This is a genomic window from bacterium, assembly GCA_041648665.1.
Lineage (GTDB): Bacteria > UBA10199 > UBA10199 > 2-02-FULL-44-16 > JAAZCA01 > JAFGMW01.
The window spans coordinates 1-18335 of record JBAZOP010000058.1; the positions used below are offsets into that span (position 1 = coordinate 1).

15 protein-coding genes are annotated in these 18335 nt (G+C 60.3%); 12 read left to right on the plus strand and 3 right to left on the minus strand.

The window, feature by feature from the left end; all coding sequences use genetic code 11:
- Nucleotides 1–85: 85 nt before the first annotated feature.
- From mraY to WC683_14400, 11 genes are all read left to right on the plus strand, one after another.
- Complete coding sequence (gene mraY / locus WC683_14350) at nucleotides 86–1162, plus strand: phospho-N-acetylmuramoyl-pentapeptide-transferase (GenBank protein MFA4973789.1); 1077 nt, start codon at nucleotides 86–88, stop codon at nucleotides 1160–1162.
- Nucleotides 1163–1181: 19 nt separating this feature from the next.
- Nucleotides 1182–2597 (plus strand): UDP-N-acetylmuramoyl-L-alanine--D-glutamate ligase, encoded by a 1416-nt coding sequence (gene murD / locus WC683_14355; protein ID MFA4973790.1) that lies wholly within the window; start codon nucleotides 1182–1184, stop codon nucleotides 2595–2597.
- Nucleotides 2584–3705 carry a putative lipid II flippase FtsW gene (gene ftsW, locus WC683_14360; GenBank protein ID MFA4973791.1) on the plus strand — a complete coding sequence of 374 codons (1122 nt, stop codon included), beginning with the start codon at nucleotides 2584–2586 and terminating at the stop codon, nucleotides 3703–3705. Before murD ends, ftsW begins: the two co-directional genes overlap by 14 nt.
- On the plus strand, nucleotides 3702–4808 hold the full coding sequence (murG, locus tag WC683_14365; protein ID MFA4973792.1) for an undecaprenyldiphospho-muramoylpentapeptide beta-N-acetylglucosaminyltransferase: 1107 nt from the start codon (nucleotides 3702–3704) through the stop codon (nucleotides 4806–4808). The genes ftsW and murG overlap by 4 nt, the downstream gene beginning before the upstream one ends.
- Before the next feature lie 9 nt (nucleotides 4809–4817).
- Nucleotides 4818–6185: a UDP-N-acetylmuramate--L-alanine ligase gene (gene murC / locus WC683_14370; protein MFA4973793.1), complete on the plus strand. Its 1368-nt coding sequence runs from the start codon at nucleotides 4818–4820 to the stop codon at nucleotides 6183–6185.
- Nucleotides 6101–7147 carry an FAD-binding protein gene (locus WC683_14375; protein ID MFA4973794.1) on the plus strand — a complete coding sequence of 349 codons (1047 nt, stop codon included), beginning with the start codon at nucleotides 6101–6103 and terminating at the stop codon, nucleotides 7145–7147. The genes murC and WC683_14375 overlap by 85 nt, the downstream gene beginning before the upstream one ends.
- Before the next feature lie 28 nt (nucleotides 7148–7175).
- Entirely contained in the window at nucleotides 7176–8120 is a 945-nt protein-coding gene (locus tag WC683_14380) for a D-alanine--D-alanine ligase (GenBank protein ID MFA4973795.1), read from the plus strand.
- An 11-nt stretch (nucleotides 8121–8131) separates the two neighbouring features.
- Entirely contained in the window at nucleotides 8132–8926 is a 795-nt protein-coding gene (locus WC683_14385) for an FtsQ-type POTRA domain-containing protein (GenBank protein MFA4973796.1), read from the plus strand.
- A gap of 72 nt (nucleotides 8927–8998) precedes the next feature.
- Complete coding sequence (gene ftsA / locus WC683_14390; GenBank protein MFA4973797.1) at nucleotides 8999–10225, plus strand: cell division protein FtsA; 1227 nt, start codon at nucleotides 8999–9001, stop codon at nucleotides 10223–10225.
- Between the two features lie 26 nt (nucleotides 10226–10251).
- Nucleotides 10252–11586, plus strand: coding sequence for a cell division protein FtsZ (gene ftsZ / locus WC683_14395; GenBank protein ID MFA4973798.1), 1335 nt, complete (start codon nucleotides 10252–10254; stop codon nucleotides 11584–11586).
- Between the two features lie 159 nt (nucleotides 11587–11745).
- Complete coding sequence (locus tag WC683_14400) at nucleotides 11746–14079, plus strand: LysM peptidoglycan-binding domain-containing protein (protein MFA4973799.1); 2334 nt, start codon at nucleotides 11746–11748, stop codon at nucleotides 14077–14079.
- A 1-nt stretch (nucleotide 14080) separates the two neighbouring features.
- Here the strand turns inward: WC683_14400 and acs are convergent, their stop codons facing one another.
- The 3 genes from acs to WC683_14415 form a co-directional block, all read right to left on the minus strand.
- Nucleotides 14081–16030, minus strand: coding sequence for an acetate--CoA ligase (gene acs / locus WC683_14405; GenBank protein MFA4973800.1), 1950 nt, complete (start codon nucleotides 16028–16030; stop codon nucleotides 14081–14083).
- 120 nt (nucleotides 16031–16150) lie between these two features.
- Entirely contained in the window at nucleotides 16151–16402 is a 252-nt protein-coding gene (locus WC683_14410) for a hypothetical protein (GenBank protein MFA4973801.1), read from the minus strand.
- A gap of 99 nt (nucleotides 16403–16501) precedes the next feature.
- Nucleotides 16502–16873 carry a hypothetical protein gene (locus WC683_14415; protein ID MFA4973802.1) on the minus strand — a complete coding sequence of 124 codons (372 nt, stop codon included), beginning with the start codon at nucleotides 16871–16873 and terminating at the stop codon, nucleotides 16502–16504.
- Nucleotides 16874–17183: 310 nt separating this feature from the next.
- Between WC683_14415 and WC683_14420 the strand changes: the two genes are divergently transcribed.
- Complete coding sequence (locus WC683_14420; protein ID MFA4973803.1) at nucleotides 17184–18074, plus strand: peptidoglycan-binding domain-containing protein; 891 nt, start codon at nucleotides 17184–17186, stop codon at nucleotides 18072–18074.
- Nucleotides 18075–18335 lie beyond the last annotated feature (261 nt).

Consider the following 18335-nt stretch of genomic DNA (forward strand, 5'->3'; position numbering starts at 1 on the left):
CGACGTCCTGCTGGTGAAGGGATCGCGCGGTATGAGGATGGAGCGGGTGGTGGATTACCTCAAACAGGAGATAGGGACGGGCTAAATGCTATACTATCTATTATATCCGCTGCACTCGGAGTTCGTCGGGTTCAACGTCGTGCGGTACATCACGTTCCGCATGTTCATGGCGACGTTCACCGCGATGGCGATCTATTTCATATTCGGCAAGCCGCTGATCAGGATACTCGCCGCGAAACAATTCTGGCAGACGGTGCGCGACGACGGCCCAGTCACCCACATGGACAAGAGGGGCACCCCGACCATGGGCGGGCTCTTGATCTGGGCCTCGGTGTTTCTCTCGGTGCTGCTCTGGTCCAGGTTCATGGAGCCTTTCGTGCTCATGGGCATCTTCGTGATAGCCGGCTTCGGGATAATCGGTTTCATAGACGACTACCGCAAGGTGATACTCAAGGACCCGAAGGGCATGAGGGCGCGGGTAAAATTTCCGCTGCAGATAGTCGTCGGGACTTTCGCCGCCCTGGCGCTCTTCGACGCGCTCGGGTTATCGAGGGAGATAACTCTCCCGTTCTTCAAGGAGTTGGCGCCGAACATCGGATGGACCTACGTGCCCTTTGCCGTGATCGTGATCGTAGGGGCTTCGAACGCGGTCAACCTCACCGACGGTCTGGACGGACTGGTGAGCGTGCCCTGCATAGTCGCGTTCCTGGCTTACGGCATCTTGGCGTATATCGCCGGCCACGCGGCTATCGCCAACTACCTGGCGGTCCAGGCGGTGCCCGGTTCAGGCGAGCTCGCGGTCCTCTGCGGCGCGGTCGTGGGCGCGTGCGTCGGTTTCCTCTGGTACAACGCGCATCCGGCCTCCATCTTCATGGGCGACGTTGGTTCCTTGCCGCTAGGCGCCCTGCTGGGCTATGTGGCGGTGGTCACGAAGAACGAGATACTGCTGGTCTTCATCGGCGGCATATTCGTGCTCGAGACCATATCGGTCATAACGCAGGTGGTCTCATTCAAACTCACCGGCAAGAGGGTTTTCCGCATGGCGCCCCTGCACCATCATTTCGAGCTCAAGGGATGGAGCGAATCAAAGGTGATAGTCAGGTTCTGGATAATATCGATCATACTCGCGCTCGCGTCGCTGGCGACGTTAAAGCTGCGCTGATTTTAAGAAGAAGGGGAAGATGAGGGAATGGAGAGGGAAAAAGGCGCTCGTGATCGGGCTGGGTCGCTCCGGCGTCGCAGCCGCTCGTTTCCTGGCGAGCGAGGGCGCGATCGTCACCGCAGAGGATGCGAAGCCGGAGGACGCGCTCGCCGCTGCGATCGAATCCCTGGTCGGCCTCGGAGTGAGCTTCTCTCTAGGCAGGCACGATCCTAAACTCGCGGTCGGCAGCGACTTCATAGTGGCGAGTCCAGGCGTGCCGCTCGATCTCCCCGGCTTGGTCGCTGCGACGAAGAAGGGCGTTCCACTCGTAGGCGAGATGGAACTTGCGATACAGAGGATAACTAGGCCGATCGTCGCGGTCACCGGCACCAACGGCAAGACCACGACCACAGCACTCATAGGTCATTTGCTCTCAGGGGCCGGCATATCGGCGTGCGTGGCCGGGAACATAGGCACCCCGATCCTGGATCTCGTGGAAGAGGCGAATCGCTCGAAGTACGTGGTTCTGGAGGTCTCTAGCTTCCAACTCGACACCGCGCCGTCGCTCTCGGCCAAGATTGCGGTCTGGCTCAACGCCACGCGCGACCACATAGACAGGCATGGCAGCTTCGAAAATTACGTGGCGAGCAAGGCGAGGCTCTTCTCCCAGATGAAGGGGGACGGGTTTGGGGTGTACAACGCCTCCGACGAAGCGGTATCGCGGTGGGCAGTGAAGTCCGGATGCACGCTTGTGCCGTTCGACCCGACCGGCGGCATCTTCTCAGACCCGGGCGATGGACCTTCGATGCGCGGATGGTTCTCGGACGGGGATCTCTTCGTGAAGCTGGGCGGCAAGGCTTCGCGGCGCTATCCGCTTTCGAAGGCGAATCTTACGGGCAGGCACAACAGGGAGAACATGCTCGCCGCACTCTTGGCGACCTCACTCGCCGGCGCGGATCCCGCGGCGATCGAGGAGGGGCTGGCCACGTTCGAGGGGCTGCCGCATCGCGTGCAGCTCGTGGCCGAGCATAAAGGCGTGCGCTATTACGATGACTCCAAGGGCACGAACGTCGGGGCCACGGTGCGCGCGATAGAGGGATTCGAAGAGCCGATAATCCTGATAGCCGGCGGTCTCTCCAAGGGCTGCGATTTTTCCGATCTCGTGCCTGCAGTTCGCGCCAGGGTCAAGGAGGCAGTGCTGATAGGCGAGGCGGCGGAGGAGATGGAGAGGACGCTCGGCAAGGGGATTGCCACCAAGAGGGCGTCGTCCATGGACGAGGCGGTAACCATTGCCTGCGGCGATGCGCATCCCGGCGACGTGGTGCTTCTGTCGCCGGCGTGCGCATCATTCGACATGTTCCGCGACTACGCGGACAGGGGAAGGGCGTTCGCAGAGGCGGTAAAGAAGTTCGTATCCCGTGAATCCGGTTTGGGAAGGGGCGATGGGAGATCTTGATTATCAGAGGGTCCATCTGGACTCGAAGCTTCTGTTCTGCGTGATCCTGCTCGTGGGCATCGGGGTCACCATGAATTACAGCGCGAGCGCGGTGCTGGCCAGGGAGCGCTTCGGCGACAGCTATTTCTTCCTCAAGCGCAGCCTGCTGTTCGCCATGGCCGGCTTCGTCGGCATGGCGATCACCACGAAGTTCTCGTACGCCGGATACCGCAGGCTCGTCTACCCGATACTCGCGATCGCGCTGGCGCTGGTCGGGGCGGTCTTCGTGCCCGGCATAGGCAAGACCATTGGAGGTGCCACGAGATGGATCTCGCTGGGCCCGGTGGCGTTCCAGCCCTCCGAGGCGGCGAAGGTGGCGATGATCATCTTCCTGGCCTATTCGCTGGAGAAAAAATCGCAGAGGATAAGGAGCTTCGGCATAGGATTCCTGCCGCATATGCTGTTCATGGCAGTGGTGGCGCTGTGCATCCTGGTACAGAGGGATTTCGGCGCCGCCGCAACTATCGCTGCGATCACGTGGCTCATGATGTTCGTGGCGGGCGTGAGGCTGCCCTACCTGCTCGGTTTTCTTGCGGCGATGTTGCCTCTGGCCGCGATGCTCGTGGCGGGCTCCGAGTACCGGCGTCGTAGGATCTTGGCGTTCCTCAACCCGTGGGACGACCAGTACGGCTCAGGATTCCAGATGATACAGTCGTTCGTGGCGATAAACGAGGGCGGGTTCTTCGGCCGCGGCCTGGGCCAGGGGCAGCAGAAGCTCTTCTATCTGCCCGAGGCGCATACGGACTTCATATTCTCCGTGATAGGAGAGGAGTTGGGGCTCGTGGGCATCATGCTCGTGATAGGGCTCTTCGCATTCTTCTGCTACCGCGGGCTGTGCATAGCGCTCAAGGCGCCTGACATGTTCGGGCGTTATCTTGCGGTTGGCTGCACCCTGCTCATAGGCATGGGCGCCGTCTTCAACATGGGGGTCGTGATGGGCGTGCTGCCCACGAAGGGGCTGGCTCTTCCGTTCATAAGCTACGGAGGATCGTCGCTCGTGGTCTCGCTCATAGCTGCGGGGATATTGCTCAACATCTCGAGCTACAGAAAGATGTACGGGAACGCATGATGATCCATGAGGCAAAAAAACTGAAGGTGCTGATAGCGGCCGGCGGGACCGGCGGTCATGTATTTCCCGGCATAGCCATCGCCGAGGAGATGAAGAGGTTCGATCCCTCCGTCCTGATAAGCTTTGCCGGAACTGAGCGCGGGCTCGAGGCGGATATAGTTCCGAAGCACGGGTGGAGGGTGGCGATGATCCCATCCCACTCGATCAAGGACCGCAAGGGCCTGGCGAAGATCGCCGCTGTGCTGATGATACCGTTGTCGGTAGCGAGGGCCATGGGCATACTCATATCCTCGAGGCCGGACGTGCTCGTCAGCATAGGCGGATACGCGGCAGGCCCGCTCTGCCTTGCCGCATGGATGCTCAGGGTTCCGGTGGCGCTGGTTGAACCGAACGCGATACCCGGGATGACAAATCGCATGCTCTCCAGGTTCGCTGAGAAGATCTTCGTCGCATTCAGCCGGGCGAAGGAGGCCTTCGGCGCGAAGGCGATTCTCACCGGCACGCCGGTCAGGCGGATGGTACTCGAGGCGAGGCACGGGGAGAAGCCGGCGTCCGAGAGGATGACGGTCTTAGTGTTCGGCGGGTCCCAGGGCGCGCGCACGCTCAACAGGGGCATCGTTGCGGCGCTGTCGTCGCTGGCCCGGTTCAGGGAAAAACTTTATTTCATACACCAGACCGGGGCCGGAGACGATCGCTCCGCAATAGGCCGCGCATATAATGATGCCGGGATTGAGGCGAATGTCTTCCCGTTCTCCGATCGCATGTGGGAGTGCTACGAAAACGCCGACCTCGTAGTCGCGCGCTCCGGAGCGAACACGGTGGCGGAGGTGGCGGCGCTCGGCATACCTTCGGTGCTCGTGCCGTATCCGTATGCTGCGGACGACCATCAGAGGGCCAATGCGGAGGCGCTCGTCCGCGCAGGCGGCGCCGTGATGATGGACGATCGGGATTTCACAGGCGACAGGATAGCGAAGGAGATCGTTTCCATGATGAACGACCGCTCGCGCCTCGAGGTCATGCGCAGGGAAGCTTTGGGGTTTGGAAGGCCGGATGCGGCGAGGTCCATCGCAAAGGAATGCCTCGCGATAGCGTCGGGCGAATAGGAGAACGGCGTGTTCAAGAAGTACAAACAGATCCACATGGTGGGCATAGGCGGCATAGGGATGAGCGGCATCGCCGAGGTGCTCCTCAATCTGGGCTACCGCGTTACCGGCTCTGACGTGAAGAAGAGCTCGACCACCAAGAGGCTGGCGCGCAAGGGCGCGAAGGTTCATCTGGGGCATCGCCGCCAGAACATCGACGGCGCCCACGCGGTGGTGGTCTCCTCCGCGGTAGGAGAGAACAACCCCGAGGTGAAAGAGGCCAGGAGGCTCGGCATCGCGGTGGTGCCGCGCGCCGAGATGCTCGCAGAGCTCATGAGGCTCAAGTACGGCGTGGCCGTCGCCGGGGCCCACGGGAAGACCTCCACCACCTCCCTGATCGGCTTCATGCTGGATCGCGCGGGGCTCGACCCCACGCTCATAATAGGCGGAAAGGTCAACAACCTCAGGTCCAACGCCAGGCTGGGCAGGGGCGAATTTCTGGTGGCCGAGGCCGACGAGTCCGACGGGTCGTTCCTCAAACTCGCGCCGACGATCGGCGTGATCACGAACATAGACCACGAGCACATGGAGAACTATTCCGGGTTCGGAGACCTCAAACGCGCGTTCGTCGAGTTCGCCAACAAGGTTCCATTCTACGGCGCGGTGATCGCGTGCACCGCCAATCCTGTGGTGAGGAGCATCGTGCCGAGGATCACGAGGCCGTGCATAACCTACGGTGCGAAGGATGCCGACTACTGCGCGACGGAGATACGCCAGCAGGGGGATCGCCTCACGTTCACCGCCGTGTATCGCGGCGAGGCGCTCGGCGAGTTCACCCTTCGCATGACGGGCATCCATCAGGTCGAGAACGCGCTGGCGACGATCGCCGTGGGCCGATGCCTCGACATACCGTTCAAGACGATGAGGTCCGCGCTGCGCGGTTTCAAGGGCGTGGCCAGGCGCTTCCAGGTGATCTCGAAGAAGGGCCCGATAGTGGTGGACGACTATGCGCATCATCCGGCCGAGATACAGGCGACGATATCGGCGGCGAAGGCCGGCTGGCCGGAGAAGAGGCTGGTCGCGGTGATCCAGCCTCATCGCTATACCAGGCTTGCCTATCACTTTGACGGATTCGTATCGTGCATGAAGGAGGCCGACGCGGTGGTCGTTATGGACGTCTACGCCGCCGGCGAGAGGCCGCAAAAAAAATATGACGGGGGGAGACTATGGAAAGAGATGTGCAAGCGGTACCCGAAGAAGATGGTGGCGTTTGCTCCGACGACGGAGGAGGTGCTCTCGACGCTGTCGCCGTGGTGCCGGAAGGAGGACATGATCCTCTTCCTGGGAGCGGGCAGCGTGACTCAGACGGCGAAGGCCTTCTCGAAGAGCTTGACCTGATATCGCTGAACCCGCGACTCAGGGCGAAGCTCGAACGGCAGTCGGAGCAGGAGAAGCGCCTGACCAGGGAGCAGCGTGATTCGCTGATCGGATTGCTTCCTCCGGGCGCGGTGCTGTTCGACGAGCCGATGGCGCGCCACAGTTCGCTCGGCGCCGGAGGCTCTGCGGAGGCCTACGTCAGGGTCGAGGATACGGCGGAGCTGATAAGGCTGCTCGGCTGGGCGTTGGAGAACACTGTCGATTATCGCTTCTTTGGATTCGGCAGCGCTACGCTCGTGAGGGATGGGGGAGTTTCAGGGCTCATGGTAAAACTCGGTTCGGGGTTCAAGGCCGCTGACCTGGAAAGGCAGCAGGGGGACGATGTGTTCGTCTCTGCGGGAGCTGCGTTCAGGAGCAAGGACCTCGCGAACTTGTGCGCTGCAAGGGGGCTTACAGGCGCGGAGCCGTTCGGCGAGTTCGACGGGACCGTGGCGGGCGCGCTCTTTGCAAAAGGGGGCGAGACGACGCCTGCCTTCGCGCCGGCGATCGAAGAGGTCACGATAGTGACCAAGGAGGGCCGAGAGCTCACGCTGCGCGGCCAGGCGCTGCGCTTCGAGGAGGGGGCCCTCAAGATTCCCAGGACATCCGCAGTGGCAAAAATCCTGCTCAAGCTCAAGGCTGCGGCCGATGCGAAATCACATGATGAAACCTCCGTGGATGATCCCGACTCTCAGATGAGGCTTGCGCGAATCTTCGCCAGCCCGTGCAAGACAAAGGCCTCGGTGCTCATAGAAGAGGCCGGGCTCTGCGGGGTGAGGGTCGGAGGAGCCAGGGTTTCAAACCGCGACGCCAACTCGATCGTTAACGAGGGTCAGGCCACGGCCAGGGACGTGGCGGTGCTCATGAGCCTCGTGCGCGACCGCGTGAAGGATGAGACCGGTATAACGCTGATGCCGCTCATCGACGTCATAGGAGAGCGCTGAGTTTCAATTGAGGATCACGAGGTTTTTTATGACCGGAAAATGGAAGGGCAAGAGGGTCGCCGTGCTGATGGGAGGCATCTCCAAAGAGAGGGATATATCCCTGCGCACCGGTGGCGCCATATCGGCGGGGCTTGCGCGCCTCGGCTATGAAGTGATCTCGATAGACGTCAAGGGCGGCGCGGAGCTGGCGGGGAGGCTCGCATCCGAGAAGGCCGACGTGGCCGTGATCGCCCTGCACGGAAAGTTCGGCGAGGACGGGTGCGTTCAAGGCCTGCTCGAGATGATCAGGATCCCATACACCGGCGCCGGGGTGCTCGCCTCTTCGGTGGGCATGGACAAGGTGGTGTGCAAGCGCGTAGCGCGCGGGATAGGCATACCTTGCCTTCCAGAGGTTGCGTTCGACTCCGAGCGAGACGATGCGGATGTGTTCGCAGCAAAATTCGCGATGGATATGCCGGTCATCGTCAAACCATCGAGGGAGGGCTCCACCATAAACATGACCATCGTGAAGAAGAAGGGCGATCTGGCCCAGGCGCTCAAGACTGCGGCCGACTCGGACAACAGGATCCTAGTCGAGAAATACATAAAGGGGAGGGAACTGACGGTCGGCCTCATAAACGGCGAGGCGCTCCCGGTTCTGGAGATCGCCCCCAAGAGCGGATTCTACGACTACGCGTCCAAGTACACCAAGGGCATGACGGAGTACATCGTCCCGGCCAGGATAAGCGATGCGCTGGCGCAGAGGCTGAAGGATTACAGCCGGCGCATCTACGCGGAGATAGACTGCGAGGGAACAGCCCGCGTTGACTTCATAGCGCCGTCCGACGAGGAGGCCTATTTCCTGGAGATAAACACCATACCCGGGATGACCGAGCTGTCGCTGGTGCCTAAGGCTGCGGCGCATGTGGGTATGGGGTTCGACGAAGTCTGCGAGCGCCTGCTCGACGGCGCCCGCCTCAAAGTGAATGTCTGATCAAGGTATTTATGAGCGTTTTTCTACAGAGACAGACGGTGAAGCGGCGCAGGCGCTGGGCGGACAAGCTCCGCCAAGTGGAGCGCGCGCTGCTCTCCATGCTTATCATGGTGGCTGGGCTGGCTGCTCTGTACGGCCTCTACAGACTCGTGTTCCTGGGGCCGGCGTTCAGCCTCGAGAAGATAGTGGTCGACGGCAACTGGAAGTATCTCTCTGCCGCGGAGGTGGCGGATCTCTCCGGCGTGCACAGGGGCGAGAACCTGTTCTGGATGTCGGTGGGTGACATCTACAGGAGGCTCACTGAGGAGCCGTGGGTGAAGGAGGCCGCGGTCAGGCGCAGGCTCCCCGATACCCTGTACATCTACATCGAGGAGTTCAGGCCCGTAGCCATAGTGTCGAGCGACGGATTTTACTACGTGGACGACGAGGCCACGGTGCTCAAAAAGGTGGAGGCTTACGACGACAAGGACATGCCTCTGATAACGGGTATAGACATAGAGGGAGGAGGCATGAGCGATGACGGCGTTGTCAGGATGAAGGCGTCGTTGGAGCTGATCGCCGCTTTCGAACGCTCGCAATTCGGAAGCAGGAACGGGCTCGCGGAGGTGAACTTCGACGAGGCGAACGGATATTCGGTGTTCACCAGGCGCGAGCCGATGCAGGTTTTGATAGGGAAATCTGACTTTGCCGACCGCATGCGCAAGATCGACAGAATGGAGGCTGCGATCACCGCGAGGCAAGGTAGAATTCAATATATGCTTGCTGATGAGGAAGGAAGGATAACAGTCAAATACAGGCCTGCATGATCCCGAAGGGGAGGCGCCGCGCATGCAGCGCCGCGATCCTCGGTTTTGTGCGCAGTGAAAGGGGGAGTCGATATGGCAAGGAGAGAAGATCTGGTCGTTGGACTCGACATCGGCACTACGAAGATATGCTGTATTGTCGGAGAGGTGATGAACGAGGGGGTGGACGTGGTGGGCATCGGGACTCACCCCTCGAAGGGGATGAGGAAGGGAGTCGTCGTCAACATCGAGAGCACGGTCAACTCGATAAGGAGGGCCGTCGAGGAGGCTGAGCTCATGGCCGGCTGCGAGATCACCTCCGTCTTCGCGGGCATCGCCGGCGGCCACATCAAGGGCATCAACAGCCACGGCATAGTGGCGATAAAGGACAAGGAGGTGACGCCGGCCGACGTCGACAGGGTGATCGACGCCGCTCAGGCGGTCTCGATCCCCCTCGATCGCGAGGTCATACACGTCATCCCGCAACAGTTCATAGTGGACGACCAGGACGGGGTCCGCGACCCGGTAGGCATGAGCGGGGTGAGGCTCGAGTCAAAGGTCCACATCGTCACCGGCGCCGTCACCTCGGCGCAGAACATAATCAAATGCTGCAACCGGGCGGGGCTCAACGTCAACGACATCATACTGCAGCAGCTGGCCTCCTCCGAGGCGGTGCTCTCCAACGACGAGAAGGACTTGGGCGTCGTGCTCCTGGACGTGGGCGGAGGCACGACGGACATCGCGATCTTCTCCCAGGGATCGATCGTGCACACCGGGGTCCTCACCATAGGCGGCAACCACCTGACCAACGACGTGGCTGTGGGCCTTCGGACGCCGCAGCACGAAGCGGAGAAGATAAAGCAGAGGTACGGCTGCTGCGTCGCCGGGATGATCCACAAGGACGAGACCATAGAGGTCCCGTCGGTCGGCGGCCGCAGCCCAAGGGTCCTCTCCAGGCAGATCCTGGCCGAGATACTCGAGCCGCGCATGGAGGAGATATTCACGCTGGCCCATCAGGAGATCTCGCGCTCCGGGTTCGAGGACATGCTCGCCGCGGGCGTGGTGCTGACCGGCGGCACGTCATCGCTCGAGGGCGCAGGCGAGCTGGCCGAGCAGATCTTCAACCTGCCGGTGAGGCGCGGGCTGCCCAAGAGGATCGGGGGCCTGGTGGACGTCGTCAAGAACCCGATGTACTCCACCGCCGTAGGCTTAACACAGCTGGGCTCCAACAACCGCGACGAACAGCGTTTCAAGGTCCGCGACCGAAACATATACAACAAGGTCAAGGGCCGCATGAGGGAGCTGCTGGGAGAGATATTCTAATAATAGACAACATAAGGGAGGACCCCATGTTTGAATTGGTCGAGAGTTGCGCTCAGAACGCAAAAATAAAGGTGATAGGGATCGGCGGCAGCGGCGGCAACGCAATCAACACGATGATGGAGCAGGGCCTGGAGGGGGTCGACTTCATCGCCGCCAACACGGATCTGCAGGCGCTCAGGCTCAATCTGGCGCCGAGCAAGATCCAGATCGGAAGGGAGCTGACCAAGGGGCTCGGCGCGGGCGCCAACCCGGAGGTAGGCCGCAACGCCGCGCTCGAGGACCAGAAGACCATAGTGGAGCATCTCGAGGGCGCGGACATGGTCTTCATCACGGCGGGGATGGGCGGAGGCACCGGGACCGGCGGTGCGCCCATCATCGCAAAGATCGCGAAGGAGATGGGGGCGCTTACGGTAGGCGTCGTGACCAAGCCCTTCACTTTCGAAGGCCGCCAGCGTTCGCAGCAGGCTGATGCCGGCATCGCCGAGCTCAGGGATGCGGTCGACACGCTCATCACCATACCGAACGAAAAGCTGCTCGGCGTGGTGGGGCATGACGTGACGGTGATCGACGCCTTCAAGAAGGCGGACGAGGTCCTCTTTCAGGCGGTCAAGGGCATATCCGACCTCATCACAGTGCACGGTCTAGTGAACCTGGACTTCGCCGACGTGCGCACGGTAATGAATGAGATGGGCATGGCCCTCATGGGCACAGGCATCGGCGCGGGCGAGGCAAGGGCGATCGACGCGGCGACCAAGGCGATATCGAGTCCGCTGCTCGAAGACACCACGATAAAGGGCGCGACCGGCATCCTCATCAACATAACAGGCGGCCCGGACATGACGCTGTACGAGATCAGCGAGGCATCGAAGATCATACAGCAGGAGGCGGACGACAACGCCAACATCCTCTTCGGCGCCGTGATCAACGAGGAGATGCGCGGGGAGATGCGGGTCACGGTCATCGCCACCGGCTTCAACAAGCCTCACGGCAAGGTAGTGCGGCCGGCGCACCAGGTGAACGCGACCCCCTCGATCTCCACCTATTCGCAGGCGGCCCAAGGGCTCACCATGACCATGCCCAGGCAGGCGGCTTATGCGCAGGAGCAGAGGATGCAGCCGCAGCTGGCAATACAGGCCCAGCAGGTTCAGCCCATGCCCCAGAAGGGGGTTTTCCCGATGGGGGCTACGAGGCATGCGCCGGTCTCCGCAGGGCTCCTGGCCAGCGAGGCGATGACCAAGGCCGGGTTCGCCAAACAGGACGTCAATACGGACCTCAAGGACATAGCCCGCGAGATAGGCGTTCTGGAATACCAGAACGACGAGTACGACATACCCACGTTTTTGCGAAAACAGGCCGATTAGTGGTTTTAAATGGGGTTTGTGCGGGTTATGATTAATTTGGAGAAACAGCACAACTTTTGAAAAAATTTGCGGATAACAGGGGGTGTCTTCTGGCGCCATATGTCGGAAGCGCGTATAATTGACTTGGAACTAAAGATCCCCCATCCATAGGGAGATGTAATGTATCGAATAAGATCACTTGTCATCTGGATCGCGATCATATCGGTCGCATCCCTCCTTGTGTCCTGTTCAGGCAAAGATCATGCGAGAAGCGCGCGCGATGCAGGCCGGTATATAAGCGAGCACAACTTGAAGACCCTGCCGCGCTCCGACATCCCGCTCGTGATAAACGAGCGCGTGGTCGCGTGGATGGAATACTTTCAGGGGCCGGGCAGGCGTCACTTCGAGAGGTATCTGGCGAGGTCTGGCCGGTACATCCCCCTCATGACCCAGATCCTCAAGGAGCAGGGGATGCCGAGGGATCTGGTCTACATTTCGCTGATCGAGAGCGGGTTCAACGACAGCGCCCGCTCGCACGCCAGCGCGGTCGGCGCATGGCAGTTCATAAGGTCCACCGCAGGTCTCTACGGCCTCGATGTCAACGGATGGGAGGACGAGCGCAGGGATCCGTACAAGGCGACCGTGGCCGCCGCGAAGTTCTTCCGCGACCTCCACGATGAGTTCGGCGACTGGTACCTCGCCATGGCGGGCTACAACGCCGGCCCAGGACGGGTTCGCCAGGCAATCGCTATCACCGGAAGTAAGAATTTTTGGGATCATGCAGCGGATAGAAAGGCTCTCAGGGCCGAGACGCGCGACTATGTTCCAAAATTTATCGCAGCCACGATAATGGCTAAGGATCCGCAGCGCTTCGGTTTCACAAACATAGATTACGAGGAGCCTCTCGAATTCGAGTCGGCGAAGGTCGATTCGCAGACCGACATCTCCGCCATAGCGAAGTGCGCGGGAGTATCTGAGGATCAGATAGCCATGCTCAACGCGCATCTGGTGCGCGGCGCTACTCCTCCGGGAGAGAGCGGCTACATGGTGAAGCTGCCTAAGGGGACGTCGGAGAAGTTCAGGGTTGCGTACGCCCAGCTGCCTGAGGACGAGCGCATCAAGGTGATGCGCCACAACGTGCGCAAGGGCGACACGCTTCCAAAGCTCGCGCGGCGCTACGGCGTCAGCAGCAGACAGATCGCCGCTGCCAACGGCCTGGGCCGCAAGGCCAAACTAAGGGCCGGCGATACGCTGGTCATCCCGGTGGGCGCATATGCGGCCAAGTACGCCTCATATGACGACGACGACGGTGGATCAGGTTCGCGCGCAGAGGGCAGGGGCCGCTACATAAAGTACAAGGTCAAGAAGGGCGACACGCTTGGCAAGATCGCCTCCAGGCACAAGGGCGTGACCGTGGCCAAGCTCCGCAGCTGGAACAAGATGGGCGGCAAGTCCATGCTGAGGCACGGGCAGACGTTGAAGATATACGCGAAGGGCGCGCCGTCAGGATCGCGCAGTGCAGGCGCTGCCTCCGGCGGAGAGACCTATACGGTGAAGAAGGGGGAGACCCTCGGCGGCATAGCGGCAAGAAACGGCGTATCCACCAAAGAGATTATGGCGTGGAACGATATTCAGGATGCGAAGGACATAAAGTATGGCCAGAGGCTGCGAGTGGCGCCGAAGGAAACTGATGCAGCGCCTCAGCCGGATCAATCGAATGACTCCGTCGCTTCGACTAAGCCTCCGGCCAGGCAGGCCAAATCCACCCACAAGGTTCTCAAGGGCGAGACTCTGGGCCACATCGCGGAGCGTTATGGCATGGGCACGAAAGAGCTCATGGCCCTCAACGGCATAAAGGATCCTCGAAGGGTCAAGGCAGGCGCCGCGCTAAAAGTGGTGATGAAGAACTCGGGCGCGGATGATTTGACCACAGCGCCGGTCAAGCGCGAGACCGCAACAGCTGAGACCACCACAGCGGTGAAGCTCGATGAGGCGACCGTCCCTTCGCCTGAGATCGTAAGACAGCTGGAGAGCAAACCGGTCGCGACGCCCGTCGCTGCATCCAAGGCAGGCAATGCTTCCGGCGGGATGCACGAGCTGAAACCGGGCGAGACGCTTGGACACGTGGCTGAGAAATACGGCGTCTCCACGAAGCAGCTCATGGCATGGAACAACATAAAGGATCCGAAGAGGGTGCGCGCTGGCGCAAAGCTCAACATCAAGTCCGGATCTCCTGCGAAGTCCGAGCCGGCGAAGGCCGGTGAGCCGATAAAGTTGGATCCAGCGAAGGAGGCTCCAGGCACGCCGATCAAACTCTCGGACGCATCGGTCGCGCCCGTGGCCCCGATCAGAAGCTCCGCGAGCACGATCACGTATACGGTGAGGAGCGGTGAGACTCTCTGGGATATAGCGCGCCGCCACAGCGTGACCATAGCACAGCTGCAGGAATGGAATAAGCTGGACGATCCCTCCGCCGTCCGCGCAGGCACGACTCTCAAGGTGATCAAGAACTGATCTACTGCCTTCCCTCCACCAGCGCATTCACCACGTTCGGGTCGGCCAGCGTCGAGGTGTCGCCCAGGTTCGTGATGTCGCCCTCTGCGATTTTGCGCAGGATGCGGCGCATGATCTTGCCCGAGCGCGTCTTGGGCAGCGCGTCGGTGAAGTGCAGTTTGTCCGGCGTGGCGATCGGCCCGATCTCCTTGCGCACGTGCGCGACGAGAGCCTTCTTTACCTCGTCGCTTCCGTGCTGGCCGGCCTTGAGTGTGACGTATGCATACAGCCCCTGGCCCTTGATCTCGTGCGGGAAACCCACGACCGCAGCCTCCGCGACGGAAGGATGCGAGACGAGAGCCGACTCCACCTCGGCAGTGCCGATGCGGTGGCCTGAAACGTTGATCACGTCGTCCACGCGGCCCATGAGCCAGTAGTATCCGTCCTCGTCAACCCGCGCGCCGTCGCCGGTGAAATAAACTCCCGGGAACATAGCGAAGTATGTCTCCTTGAAGCGCTCGTGATGGTTGTAGACCGTGCGCATCATCCCAGGCCACGGTTCCTCGATGACGAGGTATCCGCCCTCGTTCGGTCCGCACTGGCTGCCGTTCTCGCGGATGACCTTGGGCTTCACGCCGAAGAACGGGAACGTGGCCGAGCCGGGCTTGGTGGCGATGGCGCCGGGCAGCGGGGTGATGAGGATGCCGCCGGTCTCGGTCTGCCACCACGTATCCATGATCGGCGCCTTCTCGTGGCCGATGTTCTTGTAGTACCAGATCCATGCCTCGGGATTGATCGGCTCGCCTACGGAGCCCAGCACGCGCAGCTTCGAGAGGTCGTGCTTCGCGGGCCACTGCTCCCCTTCGCGCATGAGCGAGCGGATGGCGGTCGGCGCCGTGTAGAAGATCGTGACATTGTGCTTCGCGCAGATCTCCCAGAAGCGGCCGGCGTCCGGATAGGTGGGCACTCCCTCGAACATCACCGACGTCGCCCCGTTGAGCAGCGGCCCGTAGACGATGTAGGTGTGGCCGGTGACCCAGCCGATGTCGGCTGTGCACCAGAAGATGTCGTCGTCATGATAGTCGAAGATGTACTTGAAGGTCGTGGCCGCATAGACCATGTAGCCGCCGGTCGTGTGCAGCACGCCCTTCGGTTTGCCGGTCGATCCGGAGGTGTAGAGTATGAAGAGCGGATCCTCTGCTCCTATCTTCTCGGGTTCACAGGTCGTCTTCTCGCCTGCTATCGCATCGTGCCACCATACGTCGCGGCCCTGCTTCATCGAAATTTCCTGCTTCGTGTGCTTGAAGACGATGCAGTTGGTGACCGGGGAGCCTGCCTCCTCGCACATGCGCATCGCCTCGTCGGCCGCGGTCTTCAGCGGTATCGGCTTCTTGCCGCGCCATGAGCCGTCGGTCGTGATGAGCATCTTGCAGCCGGAGTCCAGTATGCGGTCGCGGAGCGCATCCGCGGAGAATCCGCCGAAGACGATCGAGTGGATCGCCCCGATGCGCGCGCACGCGAGCATGGCGATAGGCAGTTCGGGTATCATCGGCATGTAGATGGATACGCGGTCGCCCTTCTTGACGCCCTCCTTCTTGAGCGTGTTCGCGAAGCGACAGACCTCGTCCAGGAGCTGTTTGTAGGTGAGGCGCGTGGTCTGCGTGGGCTCGTTGCCCTCCCAGAGCAGCGCGACCTTGTCTCCGCGGCCGGCTTTCACGTTGCGGTCGAGGCAGTTGACCGAGACGTTGGTCTCGCCGCCTTCGAAATACTTGATGTCGATCTTGTTGCGGAAGTCGTAGGAGCGGACCTTGCTCCACTTCTTGGACCATTCGAAACCCTGCGCGATCTCGCCCCAGAATCCCTCCGGGTCGCTGATCGATCGGTCGTACATCTTCTTGTAGTCTTCGAAGCTCTTGATCCAGGCATTCTTCTTGAGCTCTGCAGGAGGATCGAACCTTCTGGTTTCCTCCATCATGGATTTGATCGTGTGCGCCTCTGCCATGGTGCTCCTCCTTATTTGCCGCCTTGCACAGCGGGGCTGCACATATAGTGGGGGATGCGTGTCTATGTCAACCAGAAGAGCGGAAAGGTTTTAATTTATGCTTTGGCTTGCTGCGGTCTGGTTCGGCTGGGCTATGACAATCGGCTGAGGATACTGGGCCTGGGGTTGCTCTTCGGTTGCGCTGATCGCTTCCAGCACAGGCGTGGTGATGGGGGCCATGGCCACTGTTGTCGGCTCGTCGCTCGGCGTCGAGTAGTCGTCCAGGAGAATCACGTTCACGCCGAGGATCGTCACGGAGCAGGCGATCGCTGCGAGCGCCTTGAAGATGCGGGAAATACCCATTGCCCCTCCCTTTTTGGTTTCATCACCTTTTCGGCGGAGGGGCTAGAAAGTTGCTCGAATAATTGAGATTATCGCTAAAGAATAAAGCAGTAAAAACAACTACTTATCGAAATTCTCGTACCGGGCCGGGATCTCTCCCTTGCCGTTGCAATGCGGGCAGGGCTCCGTGATGCCGAAGGTGTTGAATATCGTGCGGCCATACCATTCCTGCTCATAGCCGTGTTCTTCATATCCCAGGTGCGAGAGCTCGTGCGCAAATGTCTGCAGGATCTCCAGGTGCGATAAGGGCGAGAGGATGCGCTTCTTGCGGCCGTCCTTGTAGATGGCCTTGTGCGTGTGCGTGGCGAGCGTGATGGAACGATCGTCCAGACAGCAGTTGCCCAGCGTGCGGTGGTGTTTTTTTGGATTGGGCACAAAGGAGCGGACCACCCTGGGCATCATCATGGTGGGCATCTTTTTGTGGACTCTCATCAGGTATTTTTCGAGCCAGGCGAGACTTTTTGAGAATTTTGTCCGTAATTTTAGTTTTTTAGGGGGTTTTTTTTCGATTTTAACCCTTTTTTTAGGGGTACTCTTGTAGTCCTTGGCGATTTTCACCCGTTTCAATGCCTTCTTTTGCCTATTTGCAGCCATATAAACCCCTTCCTAATTGTATTCTAACACATTTTTGAGGACCTAGCGATATTGCTCATAGCATTGCACTTTATTGCAATATTAGAGGCAACTTTGCCTTCCTTGCGGCCGAAAATAAAGGGTGTGGGGGAGCAAGCGGGGGTATCTCATGTCGGATGTGAAGGCCGCAAAGGGTGATCCAATAATTGATGTGATGGAGGAGTGTCGCGTTGATGCGAGCGCGTGCATGCTCTCGGAGCTTCCTCCCGACGCCTCTGTTGAGGATGAGGATGCGATCGCCGAATACGTCGATCAGTACAGAGAGACGCTCGACGGGCTGGCTACGCTCGATCTGGATCTCTTCACCCTGGACTCGCGCGATCTCGAGGCGCTCACTGAGAGAAAAAACGCGGATGTGCTTGCGGAACTCATCGCGCGCGATCCGGCATATCAGGTCCTGAAGCATAGGCGCACGGCGCTCGAATTCGAAGCGACGAGGCTCGATCCTGTCGGCCACAGCCCGGGGATACCGTCCGCGCATTACAAGAGGCTTGTGTATCTGCTGCAGGCCGGTCTCGCGCAGCTTGTCGATCCCACGCTTACTCCCAACGGCCGTTTCGGCCCGCAGACCAGGGACGCGCTTGCGGATTTCCAGGACAATCGCGGAATCGACCGCTTGGGCGGCGAGCTCGTGGACCAGGGGACTGTGGACGCGCTCGTCTGTGAACTGCGCTTCGACCTCGCGGGAATAAGGCAGCGGCTCACCGATGCGCAGGAATTATTCATGAACGACAAGGTCCAGCCCTTCTTCATAAACGGCCCTGACGATAGCGATGTCGACGCGCGTAATTTTGTGCGGGCGGCACTCGAGGATGCGATGATATGGGTCGGCGCGCTGAACGGGCGCGTGAACCTCTCCAGCCCTGCAGGGAAAGAGGCGCTGCAGGTTGCGATCGAGGATTACATAGGCAAGACGGTTGACCTCGTCGGAGAACGCGCCGTCGCCGACATCCTGAACGCCATAGATCTGGAAAACCCGGTCGTAGAGAGAATCCGCTGATAAGCCTGAAATCAGAATGAAATCGCCGTTAAAACCTCGTCAAAAGGGCTCTGGCAGGAGTATGGCCTGCGCTGAAAAGGGCCATTTTTAGAGCTAAAATCGCTGTTTTCAGAGGTAAAATCGACCGAAAATCAAAAATTCCCCTTTTTTTTCAGAATGGGATCTGCTATAAAAAGTCAAGTTTCAAGTGCTGTTTAACAATCTTGGCGTCGCGAACAAGCGGGCCGCGCGCCCTCAATGAGGAGGAGTTATGCCGAAGAA

Bases quoted from the DNA above. Each gene is read 5' to 3' on its own strand.
- murG (MFA4973792.1), top strand. From the start codon at position 3,702: ATGATGATCCATGAGGCAAAAAAACTGAAGGTGCTGATAGCGGCCGGC.
- ftsW (MFA4973791.1), top strand. From the start codon at position 2,584: ATGGGAGATCTTGATTATCAGAGGGTCCATCTGGACTCGAAGCTTCTG.
- WC683_14420 (MFA4973803.1), top strand. From the start codon at position 17,184: ATGTCGGATGTGAAGGCCGCAAAGGGTGATCCAATAATTGATGTGATG.
- acs (MFA4973800.1), bottom strand. From the start codon at position 16,030: ATGGAGGAAACCAGAAGGTTCGATCCTCCTGCAGAGCTCAAGAAGAAT.
- WC683_14380 (MFA4973795.1), top strand. From the start codon at position 7,176: ATGACCGGAAAATGGAAGGGCAAGAGGGTCGCCGTGCTGATGGGAGGC.
- WC683_14415 (MFA4973802.1), bottom strand. From the start codon at position 16,873: ATGAGAGTCCACAAAAAGATGCCCACCATGATGATGCCCAGGGTGGTC.
- WC683_14410 (MFA4973801.1), bottom strand. From the start codon at position 16,402: ATGGGTATTTCCCGCATCTTCAAGGCGCTCGCAGCGATCGCCTGCTCC.
- ftsZ (MFA4973798.1), top strand. From the start codon at position 10,252: ATGTTTGAATTGGTCGAGAGTTGCGCTCAGAACGCAAAAATAAAGGTG.
- WC683_14400 (MFA4973799.1), top strand. From the start codon at position 11,746: ATGTATCGAATAAGATCACTTGTCATCTGGATCGCGATCATATCGGTC.
- ftsA (MFA4973797.1), top strand. From the start codon at position 8,999: ATGGCAAGGAGAGAAGATCTGGTCGTTGGACTCGACATCGGCACTACG.
- murD (MFA4973790.1), top strand. From the start codon at position 1,182: ATGAGGGAATGGAGAGGGAAAAAGGCGCTCGTGATCGGGCTGGGTCGC.
- mraY (MFA4973789.1), top strand. From the start codon at position 86: ATGCTATACTATCTATTATATCCGCTGCACTCGGAGTTCGTCGGGTTC.
- WC683_14385 (MFA4973796.1), top strand. From the start codon at position 8,132: ATGAGCGTTTTTCTACAGAGACAGACGGTGAAGCGGCGCAGGCGCTGG.